Origin of the sequence: Clostridium sp. (assembly GCF_050717535.1) — a bacterium.
Lineage (GTDB): Bacteria > Bacillota > Clostridia > Clostridiales > Clostridiaceae > Clostridium_AD.
The window spans coordinates 1-16,842 of record NZ_JBOITM010000084.1 but is presented as its reverse complement, the minus strand read 5'-3'; the positions used below and the strand labels follow the sequence as shown (position 1 = coordinate 16,842).

The 16,842-nt window shown below is 30.5% G+C and carries 20 protein-coding genes and 2 tRNA genes; 14 read left to right on the top strand and 8 right to left on the bottom strand.

Annotated features, from left to right (window positions below):
- Positions 1-46 precede the first annotated feature (46 nt).
- Positions 47-1,120 carry an NAD(P)H-dependent flavin oxidoreductase gene (locus ACREVU_RS17805; protein WP_431552941.1) on the bottom strand — a complete coding sequence of 358 codons (1,074 nt, stop codon included), beginning with the start codon at positions 1,118-1,120 and terminating at the stop codon, positions 47-49.
- A gap of 332 nt (positions 1,121-1,452) precedes the next feature.
- Between ACREVU_RS17805 and corA the strand changes: the two genes are divergently transcribed.
- The 3 genes from corA to ACREVU_RS17790 all read left to right on the top strand — a co-directional run bounded on the left by corA (position 1,453) and on the right by ACREVU_RS17790 (position 3,630).
- A complete protein-coding gene (corA, locus tag ACREVU_RS17800) occupies positions 1,453-2,406 on the top strand; it encodes a magnesium/cobalt transporter CorA (RefSeq protein WP_431552940.1) in 954 nt (317 codons plus the stop codon).
- A 112-nt stretch (positions 2,407-2,518) separates the two neighbouring features.
- Complete coding sequence (locus ACREVU_RS17795; RefSeq protein WP_431552939.1) at positions 2,519-2,818, top strand: zinc ribbon domain-containing protein; 300 nt, start codon at positions 2,519-2,521, stop codon at positions 2,816-2,818.
- Positions 2,819-3,135: 317 nt separating this feature from the next.
- Positions 3,136-3,630 carry a TspO/MBR family protein gene (locus ACREVU_RS17790; protein ID WP_431552938.1) on the top strand — a complete coding sequence of 165 codons (495 nt, stop codon included), beginning with the start codon at positions 3,136-3,138 and terminating at the stop codon, positions 3,628-3,630.
- Between the two features lie 47 nt (positions 3,631-3,677).
- On the opposite strand, the gene ACREVU_RS17785 is transcribed toward ACREVU_RS17790, so the two are convergent.
- Positions 3,678-4,124, bottom strand: coding sequence for a staygreen family protein (locus tag ACREVU_RS17785; protein WP_431552937.1), 447 nt, complete (start codon positions 4,122-4,124; stop codon positions 3,678-3,680).
- A 329-nt stretch (positions 4,125-4,453) separates the two neighbouring features.
- Here ACREVU_RS17785 and ACREVU_RS17780 point away from each other — a divergent pair, with 329 nt between their 5' ends.
- From ACREVU_RS17780 to ACREVU_RS17755, 6 genes are all read left to right on the top strand, one after another.
- On the top strand, positions 4,454-4,639 hold the full coding sequence (locus ACREVU_RS17780; RefSeq protein ID WP_431552936.1) for an LITAF-like zinc ribbon domain-containing protein: 186 nt from the start codon (positions 4,454-4,456) through the stop codon (positions 4,637-4,639).
- Complete coding sequence (locus ACREVU_RS17775) at positions 4,639-5,019, top strand: DUF2085 domain-containing protein (RefSeq protein WP_431552935.1); 381 nt, start codon at positions 4,639-4,641, stop codon at positions 5,017-5,019. Before ACREVU_RS17780 ends, ACREVU_RS17775 begins: the two co-directional genes overlap by 1 nt.
- 111 nt (positions 5,020-5,130) lie before the next feature.
- Positions 5,131-5,610 carry a hypothetical protein gene (locus tag ACREVU_RS17770; protein WP_431552934.1) on the top strand — a complete coding sequence of 160 codons (480 nt, stop codon included), beginning with the start codon at positions 5,131-5,133 and terminating at the stop codon, positions 5,608-5,610.
- Between the two features lie 87 nt (positions 5,611-5,697).
- On the top strand, positions 5,698-6,510 hold the full coding sequence (locus ACREVU_RS17765) for an AAC(3) family N-acetyltransferase (protein ID WP_431552933.1): 813 nt from the start codon (positions 5,698-5,700) through the stop codon (positions 6,508-6,510).
- 50 nt (positions 6,511-6,560) lie between these two features.
- The gene (locus tag ACREVU_RS17760) at positions 6,561-6,986 is read left to right on the top strand and encodes a hypothetical protein (RefSeq protein ID WP_431552932.1); all 426 of its coding nucleotides are present in this window, start codon (positions 6,561-6,563) and stop codon (positions 6,984-6,986) included.
- A 56-nt stretch (positions 6,987-7,042) separates the two neighbouring features.
- The gene (locus ACREVU_RS17755; RefSeq protein WP_431552931.1) at positions 7,043-7,675 is read left to right on the top strand and encodes a tRNA-uridine aminocarboxypropyltransferase; all 633 of its coding nucleotides are present in this window, start codon (positions 7,043-7,045) and stop codon (positions 7,673-7,675) included.
- Between the two features lie 32 nt (positions 7,676-7,707).
- Here the strand turns inward: ACREVU_RS17755 and ACREVU_RS17750 are convergent, their stop codons facing one another.
- Complete coding sequence (locus tag ACREVU_RS17750) at positions 7,708-8,022, bottom strand: demethoxyubiquinone hydroxylase family protein (protein ID WP_431552930.1); 315 nt, start codon at positions 8,020-8,022, stop codon at positions 7,708-7,710.
- Between the two features lie 236 nt (positions 8,023-8,258).
- Here ACREVU_RS17750 and ACREVU_RS17745 point away from each other — a divergent pair, with 236 nt between their 5' ends.
- The 3 genes from ACREVU_RS17745 (at position 8,259) to ACREVU_RS17735 (ending at position 10,227) form a co-directional block, all read left to right on the top strand.
- On the top strand, positions 8,259-9,140 hold the full coding sequence (locus tag ACREVU_RS17745; protein WP_431552929.1) for a radical SAM/SPASM domain-containing protein: 882 nt from the start codon (positions 8,259-8,261) through the stop codon (positions 9,138-9,140).
- Between the two features lie 119 nt (positions 9,141-9,259).
- The gene (locus tag ACREVU_RS17740) at positions 9,260-9,904 is read left to right on the top strand and encodes an undecaprenyl diphosphate synthase family protein (RefSeq protein ID WP_431552928.1); all 645 of its coding nucleotides are present in this window, start codon (positions 9,260-9,262) and stop codon (positions 9,902-9,904) included.
- 137 nt (positions 9,905-10,041) lie between these two features.
- Complete coding sequence (locus ACREVU_RS17735; protein WP_431552927.1) at positions 10,042-10,227, top strand: uracil-DNA glycosylase; 186 nt, start codon at positions 10,042-10,044, stop codon at positions 10,225-10,227.
- A gap of 41 nt (positions 10,228-10,268) precedes the next feature.
- On the opposite strand, the gene ACREVU_RS17730 is transcribed toward ACREVU_RS17735, so the two are convergent.
- Together ACREVU_RS17730 and ACREVU_RS17725 are read right to left on the bottom strand one after the other, a co-directional pair.
- Positions 10,269-10,496: a hypothetical protein gene (locus ACREVU_RS17730; protein ID WP_431552926.1), complete on the bottom strand. Its 228-nt coding sequence runs from the start codon at positions 10,494-10,496 to the stop codon at positions 10,269-10,271.
- Between the two features lie 183 nt (positions 10,497-10,679).
- The gene (locus tag ACREVU_RS17725) at positions 10,680-11,879 is read right to left on the bottom strand and encodes a M23 family metallopeptidase (RefSeq protein ID WP_431552925.1); all 1,200 of its coding nucleotides are present in this window, start codon (positions 11,877-11,879) and stop codon (positions 10,680-10,682) included.
- A 249-nt stretch (positions 11,880-12,128) separates the two neighbouring features.
- Here ACREVU_RS17725 and ACREVU_RS17720 point away from each other — a divergent pair, with 249 nt between their 5' ends.
- Both ACREVU_RS17720 and ACREVU_RS17715 read left to right on the top strand, forming a co-directional pair.
- Positions 12,129-13,115, top strand: a complete 987-nt coding sequence (locus tag ACREVU_RS17720) for a DnaD domain protein (protein ID WP_431552924.1) — start codon at positions 12,129-12,131, stop codon at positions 13,113-13,115.
- A complete protein-coding gene (locus tag ACREVU_RS17715; protein WP_431552923.1) occupies positions 13,108-14,088 on the top strand; it encodes an ATP-binding protein in 981 nt (326 codons plus the stop codon). The genes ACREVU_RS17720 and ACREVU_RS17715 overlap by 8 nt, the downstream gene beginning before the upstream one ends.
- A gap of 172 nt (positions 14,089-14,260) precedes the next feature.
- Here the strand turns inward: ACREVU_RS17715 and ACREVU_RS17710 are convergent, their stop codons facing one another.
- The 3 genes from ACREVU_RS17710 to ACREVU_RS17700 all read right to left on the bottom strand — a co-directional run bounded on the left by ACREVU_RS17710 (position 14,261) and on the right by ACREVU_RS17700 (position 16,767).
- Positions 14,261-16,438 (bottom strand): 5'-nucleotidase C-terminal domain-containing protein, encoded by a 2,178-nt coding sequence (locus ACREVU_RS17710; RefSeq protein ID WP_431552922.1) that lies wholly within the window; start codon positions 16,436-16,438, stop codon positions 14,261-14,263.
- A 168-nt stretch (positions 16,439-16,606) separates the two neighbouring features.
- A tRNA-Thr gene (locus ACREVU_RS17705) sits at positions 16,607-16,681 on the bottom strand.
- A gap of 9 nt (positions 16,682-16,690) precedes the next feature.
- Positions 16,691-16,767, bottom strand: a tRNA-Asp gene (locus ACREVU_RS17700).
- Between the last annotated feature and the right edge of the window lie 75 nt (positions 16,768-16,842).

Below are 16,842 nucleotides of genomic sequence, written 5' to 3'. Positions count from 1 at the left end.
GTTTTAATATCTAAAGAAAATTTAATTCTTCTGTGCATATGTGCTGTTAAAGAGCAAGTTCTGCTTCTGTTACTAATTCACTCATAAGTTCTTTAACAGAAACAATCTTTTCTACCTTGGCCGCGTTGCTTCCTACAAAAATAAGTCCCTTATCTAAGTTTCCTTTTACCGCTTGTATAAGCGCTTCTGTAATACAATAAGGGGTTTGTTTTGGATTACAGTCCTTAATGCATAAATAGCATTTATCTACCTTACAACCATTTTCCTGAACACTCTTCATAAAATTATTATTAATAGCTCTTCCAGGCATGCCTACAGGGCTTTTTACTATCTTTATATCTTCTTTTTTTGAATTAATATATGCCATTTTAAATGCTAAACTAGCATCACATTCATCAGTAGCAACAAATCTAGTAGCCATTTGTACTCCTGCAGCACCGATTTTTATAAGTTCTGCAATATCAGCTCCAGTATATACTCCACCAGCAGCTACTACTGGTATTTTTTTATTATACTTCTCTTCAAACGGCTTAATTGCTTCAATAACTTCTTTGACTATGTCCAATAAGTCTTGAGCTTTGTTTTCTATAAGTGACTCCATAGAGAACCCAAGATGTCCTCCAGCTTCTGGCCCTTCTACAACAATTAAATCTGCGGCGCATTTATCTTTTCTATCCCACATTTTCGATATAACTGTAGCTGCCTTTGCTGATGATACTATAGGCGCAAGTTTTGTTTTGAATCCTTTAGCTATTTTAGGTAGATTAAGTGCAAGACCTGCGCCAGATATTATTATATCTATGCCCTCTTCTAAAGCAACTGTTGTTAATTCCTCATAGTTATTCATAGCTACCATAATATTTATTCCTATAATTCCTTTAGGACTTAACTCTCTAGCTTTTATAATTTCATTTCTTAATGCTCTTTTGTTTGCCTCTTTTGCATCAGTTCCAAAGTCTTTTTCCCTATACCCAATTTGAGCAGTAGATATTATCCCAATTCCACCTTCATTTGCAACTGCTGATGCTAATGAGGACAGAGATACTCCCACACCCATACCACCTTGAATTATAGGAACACGTGCTATTAATTCTCCAATTTTTAAAGGAGGTAACTTCATAATTATCCTCTCCCTTTACTTTGATTTTCAAATAGTTTGATAATCAAAGTATATATATTTTTATAGTATATGTCAAGATAAAAGTATTTTATAACTATCTTAGTAGATTAATTAAAATAAAGTTTTATCTTTCCATACTTCTTAGTATTTACTATGTTTTGAAAATTATTTATTAGTACATATTTTAATTGTTTTTAGTAATTATTGTATTATAATTAAATTGTTATGAAATAATTATTGTTCATATTTTCGTATAACCAAAAAATATTAAGTTTTTAATATGTAGATTATTTGTATTGAAATTAAAAACACTATAGAAAGGATGGATTTATTTGATTCGCGTAATAGCCATTACAAAAGATTTAAAGCTGGTTTGTGATTTACCTTTAGATGATCTATTAAAAGATAACATAATGTGGTATTGGATGGATTTTAATAATCCTACGGAAGAGGAAATATCCTTATTATCAACCCATTTTCATTTTCATCAGTTATCCATAGAAGATTGTGTTTTTTCTTTTAATAACCCCAAACTAGATTATTATGATAATTATAATTATTTTGTGCTTAACGCACTAGATCAAAATACTTTAGCTCCAGTAGAAATCTCGCTTTTTGTAGACAATAAATACATTGTCTCTTATCACACTACTGAATTAAATGAACTAGATGAAGCTTGGAAAAATATAAAAACAGATAATAAAAATTGGGATAAGGGACCTTCTTATATTGCCCATAAAATATTAGATAATATAGTTGATTACTTCTTTCCCGCAATTAATAAAATTCAAGATAAATTAGATGAAATCGAAAATAACGTTTCAAGAAAACATATTCGAAACCTTCTAGATGAAGTTTTTGATATAAGAAGCGACTTGTTAAAAATGCGCAGAACCATAAATTCTATGCGTGACTTATTATATAGAATAACAAACTCCGAAAGGTTAATAGGCTTTTTTGAGCATAAATTATATTTTTCTGATATTTATGATCACTTAGTTAAACTGTCGGATATGATAGCTTCTAACAGGGAACTAACCTCGGATATGCGTGACAATTACTTATCCGTAAATTCATCTCGGATGAATAAACATATGATGGTTTTAACTGTTATATCAAGTATATTTATACCATTAACATTTATAGTAGGGGTTTATGGTATGAATTTTGAAATCATGCCTGAACTTACCTGGAAGTATGGTTATTTAATAATTTTATTGATTATGGCTATTATTGCAGTAGAAATGTTTTTATGGTTTAAACGTAAAGGATGGTTTGATAACTAGCTTTTTTAATAAATCATAAAATCCTATAGATTTATATATTAAAGTTACATATTATAAGCTAAAATGTGATTAACAGTTTAATTTATATATTAGAGATGGGGAGTGAACTATTATGAAGAAATATGTCAATTGTCAAAGTTGTGGAATGCCTTTAAATAAGGATGAAAAATATGCAGGAACTGAAGCTGATGGTAGCTTAAATGAAATGTATTGCCTTCATTGCTATAAAAATGGTGAATTTACTTTACCTGATATAACTGTGATTGAAATGAAAGAAATAGTGACTAATAAAATAATAGAAATGAAGCTTCCTAAATTCGTGGCAAAATTTTTAACAAGAAATACTTATAAGTTAAAAAGGTGGAAAACTGTAAAACCAGCTAGGCCCACTTCAAAAAATTCTAAAAAATAAAAGTCCCCTTAATATAGTTTATAATAATTTCAACTATATTAAGGGGACTTGTTCTTATATTCTTTGAAATACAGTCTTTCCTTCATCATGTATATGCTTTTTGATGTTATCATTTGATATATTCTCATAATGAAGTATGTCAAAAAATACGGCAAAATAAGAATTTCATTTAAGTAATCATCAAGTCTAAAAACAACTTCCTTAGTTATTACCGGTATATAATAGCTCCTAAATAAATATATTATAAAGTATGTAGTTAAAATGTTTTATTTTAGCTATTAACTCTATTTAAATATTATTAGAAAGGATGATAAAATATGTTTAATATTTTCAAGGTAAACGGTGAAAAAAACATTGTTGCTCTTATTATTAGCATTCTACTGGCACAAGGTGTAGGTTTACTAAGTGGTCTTTTGAGTATGACCGCCTCTAGTGATTATACAAATTTCAATAAACCACCTTTTTCACCCCCTGGCTGGGTTTTTCCTGTAGTATGGACAATTCTATTCTTTTTAATGGCTGTAGCTGCTTATAGAATTTGGATGAAAGGTAAAGCCGGAGAAGATGTATCAAAAGCATTAACTTTATATTGTGCTCAGTTATTTTTAAACTTTCTTTGGTCTATTATATTTTTTAGATTTAGGCTATATGCAATAGCTTTCTTAGAATTACTTCTATTATTAGTATTAATTCTTTTAACTTGTTTTGAGTTTTATAGGATAGATAAGACATCTGGTTATCTTATGATCCCTTATATAGTTTGGGTCTCCTTTGCTGGAGTTTTGAACTATGCTATATGGATGATGAATTAAATCATCACCTATCGCTTTGTAATATTAACAATCTACGACGAATATTTCTACTTGTAATCTGACAACGTTCCCCATAGTTCTAAACGATTAAACACGGGATAATCAGAATTAAATTTCACATAAATAGGTGTCTTGTATAAAAATGAATTAGTTTTTAAAAGCTCCCTATCGCCATAAATGATTGCCTCCAATGCTAAGGGGAGCTCTCTTACAAAAATATCATTGCGAATAGCTGACATTACTGGATTCCTCTCATTATCTACCATGACATTAACCATCAAGGCATAGTCATCATTAGCCATAATCCATTCTGCTAGCACCTCGTCCCTCATATCGGTGATTTTCTCATAATCATATTTTTCCGCAATAGTTAAAAATAACTCTCCCGTAATATCTGAATGAGTAAGGGTATATTTTCTAGGAATAATTGGTTCTGTCTTATTTGCCCCAATTCCAAAATTAACACTTAAACTTTGAGGATTTAATTTTTTCAAAGCATTCCCTCCATAATATAAATATATTATGTATATTATGAATCTAAGTATTGTTATGTTCTGTTTTATTTGTAAAGCCTTCTATACCTTCTTCATACTGAACAGCTTTTAAGATCTCACCTTTAGCTCCATATCTAAATTATTAATAGTATCCATATTATAAGCCCCAACTTATTGGGTTCGATTTACTAGTGGTTATGGTAAAATCAAACAAAAATATGAGCAATATTCTTTAATACAATTTTAAAACTTTTAGAGAATTATGAAGGATTTTTTGACTATCTATAGAATAGTTCTATATAAAATGGAATTTTAAGGGGGAACTTGTCATGGCATGTCCTAATTGTGGTAGTGAAAATATTCAAGTAGTATCTAAATCAAAAGGTTTTGGGGCTGGAAAAGGTTGTTGTGGATTCATAATCTTTGGATGGGTGGGCTTATTATGTGGACTTTGCGGTATGGGAAAAAGTAAAATAAAACGAGTTTGTGCTAATTGTGGCCATGTAATGGATTAATGAAATTCATTGACTATCCAAATTATATTAAAAAGACATGGCTATTTCTTTATAGGCTAGGAGCTGCAGGTGGATGTCACCAGATGCCCGAAAGAAGTTTTCGCTCCTTTGATATGCAATTTCCAGTATGCGCAAGGTGTACAGGTGTCTATCTTGGGCAAATTATTGCAATACCATTCTTTTTAACAAATACAGTTTTGAAATTAAATATTTGTTTTTTATTTTTATTTATTATGTTCTGCGATTGGTTAATTCAATTTTTAAATATTAAGCAGTCTACAAATTTCAGAAGGTTTATTACTGGCAGTATTGCTGGTATAGGGCTTATGGGCTTATATTTTAACATGTTTAAATTTTTATTGGCATTAATACGTTTATAGATTTTTTTGCTTTGGTTGGATAAGAAATATAGAAAATATGAACCACTTACAAAAATATGGTAAGAATTCTTTAAATTATAACTTAACTATTATTTCTTAGGGGGGAATTTCTTGGTAAAAAATAATCTAAAATCATTATTAATACACATAATAGTAAGTATTATTTCCATGTTTGTATTTATAATCTTTAATATGGCACAAGCAAAATGGGCATCTGAAGCAGCGGCAAGAAACCATCACTATAATATGATGTTTGTAGCAGTTATTACAATTGCTGTAGCAGTCATTTCATACTATTTATTAGCAAGAAAACACTTAATTAATCAAGGAACCGTATACAATAATTTATTTTCTGTTAGCTTAACATTGATACTAGGAGTATTGCTTTGGGCGAACGCATTTACTATGGATAGGATAGGTCCAAGCAATCATTTGTTAAATTCTCAATTATGGCAACATTATACTATGTATAATGGATATTCCTTTTTTATCCTTAATGAAACTGGAAACAATAATCCCTATGTATTTTTAATTTTTAATTTTATGCCCTTTATGGCTATGTTGTCTGGAATAAGGAGCCATCGGAGTTAAGATGTATTAAAAGATGGCTAGACAATTTAGCCAATCCGTAGACAAATTGACAAGCTACATATAGAATAAAATAAGGGGATGATAATATTGAGTGAACAAAGTGTAATTCAATTAACTCAAAATATGTATACAGTGGATACTATACATAATGATTTATTAAATCTCGGTGTTGAAGCTTGCGATATTCTATTGGTACATTCTTCTCTATCCAGCATTGGTTGGGTTTGTGGAGCTGCTCAATCAGTTATAATTGCACTTAGAAAAGTTCTTAATGAGAATGGAACATTGATAATGCCCGCCCATAGCGGAGCAATCTCAGACCCAGCAGAATGGGAAAATCCACCTGTTCCTAAGGAATGGATACAACCAATATATAATAGTATGCCAGCCTTTGATGTAAATCTCACACAAACTAGGGGCATGGGTAGTATTGCTGAATTATTTAGAACTTTGCCTGAGGTATATAGATCCAATCACCCACAGGTTTCCTTTGCAGCACAAGGCAAATTTGCATTAGCCATTACAAATAATCATAAATTAACACCTCAATTTGGAATGGAATCTCCCTTAGGTAAAATGTATAATTTAAATGCAAAAGTACTTCTACTGGGAGTAGGATTTGATTCTTGCACATGCTTTCACCTTGCAGAAGCGCTAAATGAAAAAATGCCAACAACAAAAATGGGAGCGGCAATTATTGAAAACAATAAAAGAATTTGGAAGTGGTTTGAAGATTTCGATTATAATTCAGATAATGATTTTGAGAAAATAGGCAAGGCATTCGAAGCAACAAATAACGTAACACTTGGTAATGTTGGCAATGCCCAATGTAAGTTGTTTCCTCTGAAAATAGGGGTTGATTTTGCAAAACAGTGGTTACAAATTAATAGATTTAACTAAAATCCTTTTAATAAATTTAAATACTAAAAAAACACAAAGGGGAGTTATATATGTTAAATGATGAAAAAATTGAAGCAATGTTATCTGAATACACAGGGTACAAGCTAAAACCCTACTATTATTTCTATTGTGTTATAACTGCTAACTTTAGCAAGACAATGCTTCTTGGTAGCTTGGCTGGATTGGCAAATAAATCTTATATTGTAGGTCTTAATGAAGATGAGTTAGTACTAATAGGTTTGAGTATGTCAGGCAAACCAAATGGATTTAGCATTGTACCAAGGTCAAATGTTAAATCAACAAAAGTATCTAATTGGATGTTTGGAATAGGTAAGAAATTGTATTTCACTTTGGAAGATGGTACAAAGTTAAAATTAAAGGCCAACAAAGTTTGTATGGGAATTAAAAAACAAAAAGAAAATTTATTATCAATACAAGGGCTTGTAAATAGAATAGGGTACGGATCTCAAATGTAAGCTATTAAAGTCGAAGATTTACGTGTACAAAAAAACTAAAAGTTTTAGGAGGAAATATGAATTCAGTTTACAAAGTTAAACAAATAACAAGTCTATACGATAGTTGTAACACATGTGGCTTACCAATTATAAATTGCCTTTGTGATAAAGCTCCTAAAATAAAAACCCATGCAAAAATTTGGATTTTATCTACAGAAAAAGAATTTTACAGACCATCTAATACTGCAAGGATATTAAAACTAGTCAATCCAAATTCCACAGAGATTTTTCTTTGGGAAAGAACAAAATCACCAGAAAAGTTAATTGCAAATTTAGATAATGAAATATATGAGCCCTTCTTGCTTTTTCCTATAGAAACACATGAAACAGCCAGCCGTAAAGTTGAATATAAGAATACAGGAAAAATCCCTGCATTTATTATTATAGATGGTACATGGAAAGAAGCACGAAAAATATTTAGAAAAAGTGCTTACCTAGAAAAACTACCAATCATTTCATTAGAGCCAAATTTTAAGTCTAATTATAATTTAAGAAGAGGTGTAGTAGATGGTAATTTATGCACAATAGAAGTTGCAATTGAAGTATTAAAAGTAAATGGAGAACTTGAAAGTTCGCAAGTAATAAATGAGTTTTTCAATCTATTTTTAAAGAGTTATAAAGCGGGGTCAAGTGGGCACAAAGTTAAGTGAAAATGCCATCCAAAAGGATGGCTAAAACCCAACTACTGCATTGGGTTTTGAAAATTTTGAGCCTTTTGATCTTTAATTTTTTGTTTACCTTCCTCCATAAACTGGGAGTCCTTTGGAGATAACATATATAAAACTTCTTCCAATTCTCCAACATGTCTTCTTTCTTCATCTGCGATGTGATTTAGTACCTTTTTAACCCTTTCATCATCTGTAGACATTACATGAGCTTCATAACCTATTATAGCCTCAAGTTCACCAGAAATGTCCACACGAATTGCTTGCGCTAACTCCTCATTTGACATTTTTCTAGGTACATTTGCAATAAATGGATTTCCTAATAAAGCCATATTTCCTTCCTCCTTTTGAATTTCAAATATATTTTTATCTTTATACTAAATTATTATTCATATATAAATTTAGAGCCTTATTAAAATCAAAAGTTATATTGATTTTCTTATAATGCATAATAGTTGAATTTTCTATATAATACATTCTATAACGATTTTATGTTAAAATCAGTAGGATACTATTTATATATTTAATGTGAATCATCTAAAGTTTATTTATGATTGGAGTATGTCAAATGAAAAGATTTAAAAAATTTTATATAGAAATTACTAATGTATGTAATCTTTCCTGCAGCTTTTGTCCACAAACACAAAGGGCCCCTGAGTTTATGACCCTAGATACCTTTAGCAAAATACTAGATCAAATAAAACCTCATACAGAATATATATATTTTCATGTTAAAGGCGAACCACTTTTACATCCGAAATTAGATGAATTCTTAGATTTAAGTTATGAAAAAGGTTTTAAGGTCAATATAACCACCAATGGAACACTAATAAACAAAGTTTGGAAAAAAATAATCTTAAAGCCCGCTTTAAGACAAATTAATTTTTCTTTGCACAGCTTTGATGGCAATGAAGGCGGATCTAATAAGGATGAATATATTAATAATATTATTTCCTTTGTGAAAGAAGCCATTAATGTAACTGATACTTTGTTTTCCCTAAGGTTATGGAACCTCGATGTAGATAATGCCACAAATCTTCAGGCTAATAAAAATCGTTATTTACTGTCTGTAATTGAAAAGGCTTTTAATTTGCCTTATAAAATAGAAGAAGAAATACACCCAGGTCACGGTATTAAGATTTGTAATAAAGTATATTTAAATCAAGACCATGAATTTCAGTGGCCAGATTTATCCGTACAAGAAGACAATAGCCCCGGTTTTTGTTACGGTCTTAGAAACCAAGCAGCCATATTAGTTGATGGTACCGTAATACCTTGCTGCCTTGATGGAGAAGGTGTAATTAACCTAGGCAATATTCATGAAACTCCTTTTTCTGAAATAATTGAAAGTCAAAGGGCTAACAACATTTACAATGGTTTTTCCAGAAGAGAAGTTGTTGAAGAATTATGCAGAAAGTGCGGCTACAGAAAGCAATTTAACGATATTTAAAGTACAGTCATTGATTACTTACCTATAATAGATTTTCAATAAAAAACATGGATTAATATAGTAATAATGGGGATACTATGATTTATATACATTAAAAATTATAAATAAAGGGTGATGAGATGAGAATACCAAATCATATTGGAGTAATTCCCGATGGAAATAGAAGATGGTGTGTAGACAATGGACTATCAAAAGATAAAGGATATACTTTTGGATTAGATCCCGGTTTATCACTATATAAACTTTGCAAAAGTTTAGGAGTAAAGGAAATAACTTATTATGGTTTTACTACTGATAATACAAAAAGACCTCCCCTTCAGAGAGAAGCTTTTGTTAAAGCCTGCGTTGATGCAGTAAAACTTTTAAGTACGCAAGATGCCGATTTATTAGTTGTTGGAAATAGTGATTCACCTATGTTTCCAAAAGAACTGCTTCCTTATACCACGCGAAAAACCTTTGGTAAGGGTGGAATAAAACTAAATTTTCTTGTAAACTATGGTTGGGAATGGGACCTAAGTAATTTAAACAAAAATAAAAGCAGTAAAAGAAGTAATATAGTTGATTGCATAAAAACTAAAGATATTTCTAGAGTAGATTTAATTATTCGTTGGGGTGGACGAAGGCGTCTTAGTGGATTTTTACCGCTACAATCCATATATTCTGATTTTTATGTTATAGATGATTTTTGGCCTGATTTTAAACCCGAACATTTATCAGCGGCTTTAATTTGGTATAACGACCAAGATGTGACCCTTGGTGGTTAGCTTAATTTCCTTGTTCCATAATAGATATAAGTTTTAAATAACATATATCTATTTTTTTATTTACTAAAATATGCTATTATTGAATTGATTTACTGTGTTTTATTTTCATATATATACTTTTAATAAAGGAGTGTTTTATGGTTAACGAAAAAATAAATTGTTATAAATGTCAGTATTACTATATAACTTGGGATGCTGCATTCCCTAAGGGCTGTAAATTTTATGGTTTCAAATCTATGAATTTACCTTCAATCCTTGTAAAGCAATCCTCTGGTTTATCTTGTATTAAATTTACACCAAAACAAAACAGAGCACCTAGCTAAAATTTACAACTAAGCTATATGCTCTGTAATTCTTTTTACTATTAATCTATAAATCCTTTGTTTTGGTCAACTATCTCATATGCGTAAGGCTCAATTTTTTCTTCTCTTATGGTACCATCTTCATTAAGCCCTGTAACTATTGTAGGTATATTTACTAGCTTACTGTGCATTCCTTGAATTTTAACATATCTATCTAATACATCTATATCCTTAACGCCTTCTTCGTTATTGTCCTCCTCGTTACCTAATTTTCTTCCCTTAAAACGCATACACTTATCTCTCCTTTTAAATATTATACTATCCATATATAAATGCATATATACTCGCAAAATATTAAAATATTTTTTTCCTAATAAATTCTTATGAAAAATAAAAAGAGCATAAAGCTCTCTATTAAAATCCTTTAAATTATATTTTTTACTGTTAACATTATTTTATTCATACATACATTTTTACTTTATGTATTTTTCAGGATTTATAGCCTCCCCATTTTTTCTTACTTCAAAATGAACATGAGGTCCTGTACTGTTACCGGTACTTCCTACTTCTCCTATTTTTTCGCTGGTTTTTACAACTTCACCCTTTTTCACAGTAATAACACTACAATGTGCATAGATAGTTTCTATTCCATCACCATCATTGATTTTTATTACATTACCATATCCGTCCTCCCAAGCTGCATAACTAACTGTTCCATCTAATACGGCACTTATTGTAGCCCCATAGCTAGCTGCTATATCTATTCCCTTATGCATTTTTCCCCATCTCATACCAAAGTTTGAACTTATCCTCCCTCTTGATGGGCTATTCTTATATGTCAGTTGATCTACTTTTGGTTTATAATTTCCCACGAATATCTCTTTGCTTTGCGCCGGAGTTATAATTTTCGTCTGTAAAACCCTCTCAGATAAGATAGTCTTATTTACAACTATTACCTCCGTAGTAACTTTTTTTATTCCGTCTTTTCCCTCACAAATGGTTTTGTTAACACCATTCATTAGAGTACTCGAAGATTTTATAACCGTAGTAGCATATATGGTTTGTTCTTTACTTACGTTACCTATTACCTTAATAGTTATAAGTGGTTTTTGTACTCTATTGTTATACTCTATTAATGCTTTTACAATTTCAGAATTTTCATATAGATTCCCGGTTTTAACCACCACAGCCTCATAACTTATTTTATTTAAAATCTCCACTTTAGTAATACCATTTAATTTTGATCCCTTAGAATAATAATCTTTTAGAGAATTCAAAATTTCTGTACCTTGTTTATCATTCATCACATATGCCAATTTTTTATTATCTGATTTTATTACAAATGCATTTACTACTATGTTGAATTTTTTAAACATTGTTTTTTTAAGATCCTCACCACTAATAAACATAGCAATGTCATCTACTTTCACTTTATTTAATGCGAAATCCTCTTTTGTAATTACCTTGCTATATCTCGATTTAACTTCTTTAATTAACTCCATATATGCTTTATTAAATTCACTCTTACTTTTTACATATGTTATAGTATTATTTCCTATGGAAATACTATAACCACTAAATCTATAAATATTGAAATACATAATGGTAGCTGTAAGTATTAATGTTATCAATATCACTGCTACCTTGCTTTTGTTTCTTTTTAAAATGTTCACTATCATACCTCCTATGGTACTTACTTAATATACCCTTTTTATCTAATTTTAAACATTAATGAAATATATTTTTTTAATTCTATGTTTAACTATATGGTATACTATAGGTTGAACAATGAAATTTCTATATACTAATATACTGTGTATACTATATTAAGTAAATTATATGAATAAGCCAGATATAGATAACCTACGATTTTACAGTTTAAAATCATATTTCTATAATATAAAAAGAAAGGTAGTGACTTTATGAGTACTTTCATGTTTAAAAATGAAAATTATAGATATACTCCCGTGAGTAATATTTTTATAGATAAATTTATGCCAAGAGCTAGGGGAGAATTCGTTAAAGTTTACCTTCTTGGTTTAAAGTATTGTACATGTGGAGAAATAGGTGCCACCTCTTCAGTTATAGCCAATACTCTTGGACTTCTAGAAACAGATGTTGTTAATGCTTGGAACTATTGGAATGATGAGAACCTAATTAAAATGACTCCTATTGATAATATGGGCAACTTTAATATTGAATTCTTGGATTTATTAGATATCCCCGATGAAAATATTCAAAATATAAATCTTATTGAAGAATTAACCAATTCTTCAATAAAAGGTATGCTTCAAGATATTGAAAAACTATTAGCTAAACCCCTTTCACCAAAAGAAATGACAATGTATTTAAGCTGGCAAAAGGATTATAGTTTTCCTCCTGAGCTAATACTTCTCTTAATTCAATATTGTGTATCAAAAGGTAAAGTTGACTATAGATACATTGAGACCATAGCAATTGCATGGCATGATGCTAATATTAGAAATATTGAAGATGCCCAATCCTATATAAAAAAACATGAGGATAAGTGGATAAATATTAGGAAAATATTAAATTACCTAGGAATAAAAGCCCCCGAAATAATGAAGCCTCAAGAGCAAATATTAGACAAATGGATAAATGTCTATAAATTTTCTTTAGAAATTATATTTAAAGCTTGTGATATCTGTTTTGCAAGACTTAACAGAGCTGATTTTAAATATATTGATGGCATTTTAAATAGTTGGTTTAAAGATGGTATAAACTCTTTAGAAGATATTGAGAAAAAAGATAAAAAAAGACTACTTTCTACTAAAGGAGTTACTGCTGGTGCAAAACCTGCCAAAGGAAGTTTCAATGATTATGAACAAAGAGCCTATGACTTTGACGAGCTAGAAAAAAAATTGCTAGGATGGGATAAGAATGATTAAAGGATATCAAACTAAAATATTAGATTTATATGATAAAATAAGACAAGAAGAAGAATCATACTTTAGGCAAAGAAAAATTCATATAGAAAAGACTCATCCTGAAATTATTGAACTTGATCACAAAATAGGGCGGCTATGTATCGAATTATCTATTAGCGCTTTAAAAAGTATTACTAATAGAGATCAATATTTACATGATCTGCGAGAAAAAATAGTAGATCTAAGAGTTAAAAAATCTGAACTATTAGTTTCTAATGGTTTTGATATGGAATACTTGAATTTACATTATAGATGTAACAAATGTAAAGATACAGGCTTTATTGGAAATACTAAATGTACCTGTTTTAAGCAAAAGGTTATAGATGTTTATTACACAGGCTCTGAACTTAAAAGCATGTTAAAAACTCATAATTTCGATAATTTTAAATTAGACTACTATCCTTCTAGAAAAAGTGAACATGCATCAGAATCTCCAAAAAAGAATATGGAAAAGATTTTATCTACATCTATGAAATTTTTAAAAGATTTCAACAACTCTGATGAAAACTTGTTGTTCTACGGAGGTCCTGGGACGGGTAAAACTTTTCTTTCTCACTGCATTACAAAGGAATTAATGGACAAAGGCTCTTTTGTAGTATATAGGACTGCTGAGGAACTTATAAAGGGTTTAAAAGAAATTCGCTTTAATGGTGATAATTCTTTAGAGGAACTACTAATAAATTGTGATCTACTTATTATAGATGATTTAGGTACTGAACAAATTTCAGATTTCACTAAAATGGAAATGTTTAATTTGCTTAACACAAAGTTATTAAAACAAAAGAAGATGCTAGTATCTACTAATTTAACTCTTGGAAATTTAGCAAATACCTATTCTGAAAGAATAACCTCTAGATTACTTGGTAATTTTACTGCTTGCAAATTCTTTTGTGAGGATATAAGAATAAAGAAAAATTTGAGTAAACCAAAATAATATCAAAATTTGTACATTAAGAAAAAAACACATATTACTGAAAATACATTAGTCTTAATTAATTCTAAGACTTATTAAATGCATTTCATGTAATATGTGCTTTTTTATTTTAATGACCTTAGATATTATATTCGTAATTAGAAATTATTACTTTCTAAAAACTAATTTTCTATTAAAGCTTAACATATGAACTATAAACATATCCTACTTTGCCTTTATAGGCGATTTTAATCCACTTGTTTGTCATTCCTAGCACTTCAAGTTTATCCCCTTTAGCAACGTATCCAATAACCTTAGATTTTGCCGAAGCTCCACTTCTAACGTTAAGAGCATATGAAGTTACTACTCCGTATGTTTTATTTATTTTTTCCTTTACTGGAGCTGGTCTTTCTGGCTTAACTATCACCGTCTCAGGATTAACAAGTGAATTTAGCTTATTGTAGAACTCACCCTTACTAGTTCCAGCGGTAAATTTCCCTGGTTCTATATTTGCCTTCTTGCATAGCTGACTTATTTCATCCATCGTTACAGCATCCTTAATATTTATTGATGCTATATTTGTATATTTTCCATCAGCAGTTTTTGCTACCTCAAGTATTCCTGAATTTACAAGTTTAACTATAGCTTTTCTTTCCGATGAAGTTGTATCGACACCCAGTATTCTCCAGTTATCTTGAACACTTGATGTTATAGTACCCTTTTTAACTTCTTTTATATATTTAATTGCGAGATTTCTTATTGTTCCTTGTTCCTCACCAAAAGCAGTTTTATCTGTTGAACTCCAAAGTTTCTTAAATATTTTTCCTTCAAATATTCCACCTTTTCCTATTAATGCCTGCATTCTATAATCATTCATGCCAAGCTTCAGAACTTCATCATTTTTTATTGTAGTTCCATTCATATGTCTTAAATTTACTATTCTGCTTCCTTCTTGATTTGTAAGGTCTACTTCATATTTAACTCCGCCAAACATATCATTTGTGCTATATTTTGATGCACGCCTTTTACTATTAAAACTTACAGTAACATCTCCAAGCCTCGTTGAGTTAAAATAACCAGCAGACCACTCCATATACTCCTTCAACTCTTTTCCTGTTAATTCAAATACCGTTATTTCTCCAGCTGCATACTGATAATTATATGAAATATCCTTTTTCTTTATTGGTCCAACATTAAGCTTTGCTTTGTCATTATCAATTTGCATACCTACTACATCAGCTTTACTGTAATAAAGCATAACTTGTTGAAAGAAATCTGCTAGTGGTGTTTGCCCTATCTGCACCTGAGGTATTCCCTCTATTTCATTCGTTGGAACAAGATCTATTCCCTTTAACTGCCCAACAACTGTATTTGCATCCGCACGAGCAATATTATGAAATGTTTCCAGTGACTTTTCAAGCCCTTTATCCGATTGAACACTACTGTCAATCACTATAGCATCACTAGACTTTTTATCTAATTCAATTTTCCCATTAACTTTCCTAAATGATAAATCTATTTTTGATAAAGCAGATCCATATTTGTTAGGTTCAGTAATTAATACTCCATTTATGGTTTCTTGTTTAACAAGCTTATGCATGTGTCCTGCTATAATAGCTGTTAACTCTGGACAAGCATTTGCAATATCACGTACACCAGTACCTGCAATATTATTCTCATTATCAATGCCCATATGCATAACTCCTACCATAGCATCAACTTTTCCCTTTAGTTCATTAATTACCTTTTTAGTTTCATCTATGGGTTTCATTACTTTAAGCCCTTTAAGATGATCAGTTCCTGCTTCAAATTGAGTAATTAACGGAGTATCCATACCAATTAGAGCAATTTTGACCCCTTCTTTTTCAATAATTGTATATGCGGGAGCAAATCTACTTCCATCCTCTTTATAAATATTTCCTGAAATAGCCTTTCCATTAAACTGTCTAGTTACAGTACTTAGCACATCAAGTCCAAAGTTAAATTCATGATTACCCATATTCCATACATCGTAACCCATTTCATTCAGTGCAACCATAGCTGGGTGCTTTGGCGAATTATTAAAAAGTTCAGCAGAGTTGTCTTGAATTAAATCTCCAGCATCTACTAAAATTGTGTTTGGATTTTCATTACGAATTGATTTAACTTTTGTATAAATTTGTGTCAAACTACCTGTCATGCTTTGCGCATCCATTGAGTAATCCCATGGCATATATCTTCCATGAATATCTGAGGTTCCTAAAATTGTAATCTTTACTTCGTCGCCTGTTACCTCCGCATTAACAGTTTTTGGTGAAATGGTACTAATGAGGTTAATTAACATAAGTACACCAACAACCATACTGAGAATTTTTTTGTTTGTTTTATACATTTTTGTCCCCCTTACTTTTAAACAATTATTTACTTTTACCATATATCATTTTTATAATACTTATTATACCACTTTTAGTATGTTATTCAATTCTTCTGTTGCAAATTTATTCTTACACGTAATTTTTCAAAAAATAAAAAAGTACTAAACAAATGTTTAGTACTTTTTTGGAGCTGGCAATAGGAATTGAACCTACAACCTGCTGATTACAAGTCAGCTGCTCTACCGTTGAGCCATGCCAGCAAAAAAAAATGGCGACCCAGAAGGGACTCGGACCCTCGACCTCCGCCGTGACAGGGCGGCACTCTAACCAACTGAGCCACTGGGCCATATATGGTGGGAACAACAGGGTTCGAACCTGTGACCCTCTGCTTGTAAGGCAGATGCTCTCCCAGCTGAGCTAT

Bases quoted from the DNA above. Each gene is read 5' to 3' on its own strand.
- ACREVU_RS17805 (WP_431552941.1), bottom strand. From the start codon at position 1,120: ATGAAGTTACCTCCTTTAAAAATTGGAGAATTAATAGCACGTGTTCCT.
- ACREVU_RS17795 (WP_431552939.1), top strand. From the start codon at position 2,519: ATGAAGAAATATGTCAATTGTCAAAGTTGTGGAATGCCTTTAAATAAG.
- ACREVU_RS17790 (WP_431552938.1), top strand. From the start codon at position 3,136: ATGTTTAATATTTTCAAGGTAAACGGTGAAAAAAACATTGTTGCTCTT.
- ACREVU_RS17780 (WP_431552936.1), top strand. From the start codon at position 4,454: ATGGCATGTCCTAATTGTGGTAGTGAAAATATTCAAGTAGTATCTAAA.
- ACREVU_RS17775 (WP_431552935.1), top strand. From the start codon at position 4,639: ATGAAATTCATTGACTATCCAAATTATATTAAAAAGACATGGCTATTT.
- ACREVU_RS17760 (WP_431552932.1), top strand. From the start codon at position 6,561: ATGTTAAATGATGAAAAAATTGAAGCAATGTTATCTGAATACACAGGG.
- ACREVU_RS17755 (WP_431552931.1), top strand. From the start codon at position 7,043: ATGAATTCAGTTTACAAAGTTAAACAAATAACAAGTCTATACGATAGT.
- ACREVU_RS17750 (WP_431552930.1), bottom strand. From the start codon at position 8,022: ATGGCTTTATTAGGAAATCCATTTATTGCAAATGTACCTAGAAAAATG.
- ACREVU_RS17745 (WP_431552929.1), top strand. From the start codon at position 8,259: ATGAAAAGATTTAAAAAATTTTATATAGAAATTACTAATGTATGTAAT.
- ACREVU_RS17740 (WP_431552928.1), top strand. From the start codon at position 9,260: ATGAGAATACCAAATCATATTGGAGTAATTCCCGATGGAAATAGAAGA.
- ACREVU_RS17735 (WP_431552927.1), top strand. From the start codon at position 10,042: ATGGTTAACGAAAAAATAAATTGTTATAAATGTCAGTATTACTATATA.
- ACREVU_RS17730 (WP_431552926.1), bottom strand. From the start codon at position 10,496: ATGCGTTTTAAGGGAAGAAAATTAGGTAACGAGGAGGACAATAACGAA.
- ACREVU_RS17720 (WP_431552924.1), top strand. From the start codon at position 12,129: ATGAGTACTTTCATGTTTAAAAATGAAAATTATAGATATACTCCCGTG.
- ACREVU_RS17715 (WP_431552923.1), top strand. From the start codon at position 13,108: ATGATTAAAGGATATCAAACTAAAATATTAGATTTATATGATAAAATA.
- ACREVU_RS17710 (WP_431552922.1), bottom strand. From the start codon at position 16,438: ATGTATAAAACAAACAAAAAAATTCTCAGTATGGTTGTTGGTGTACTT.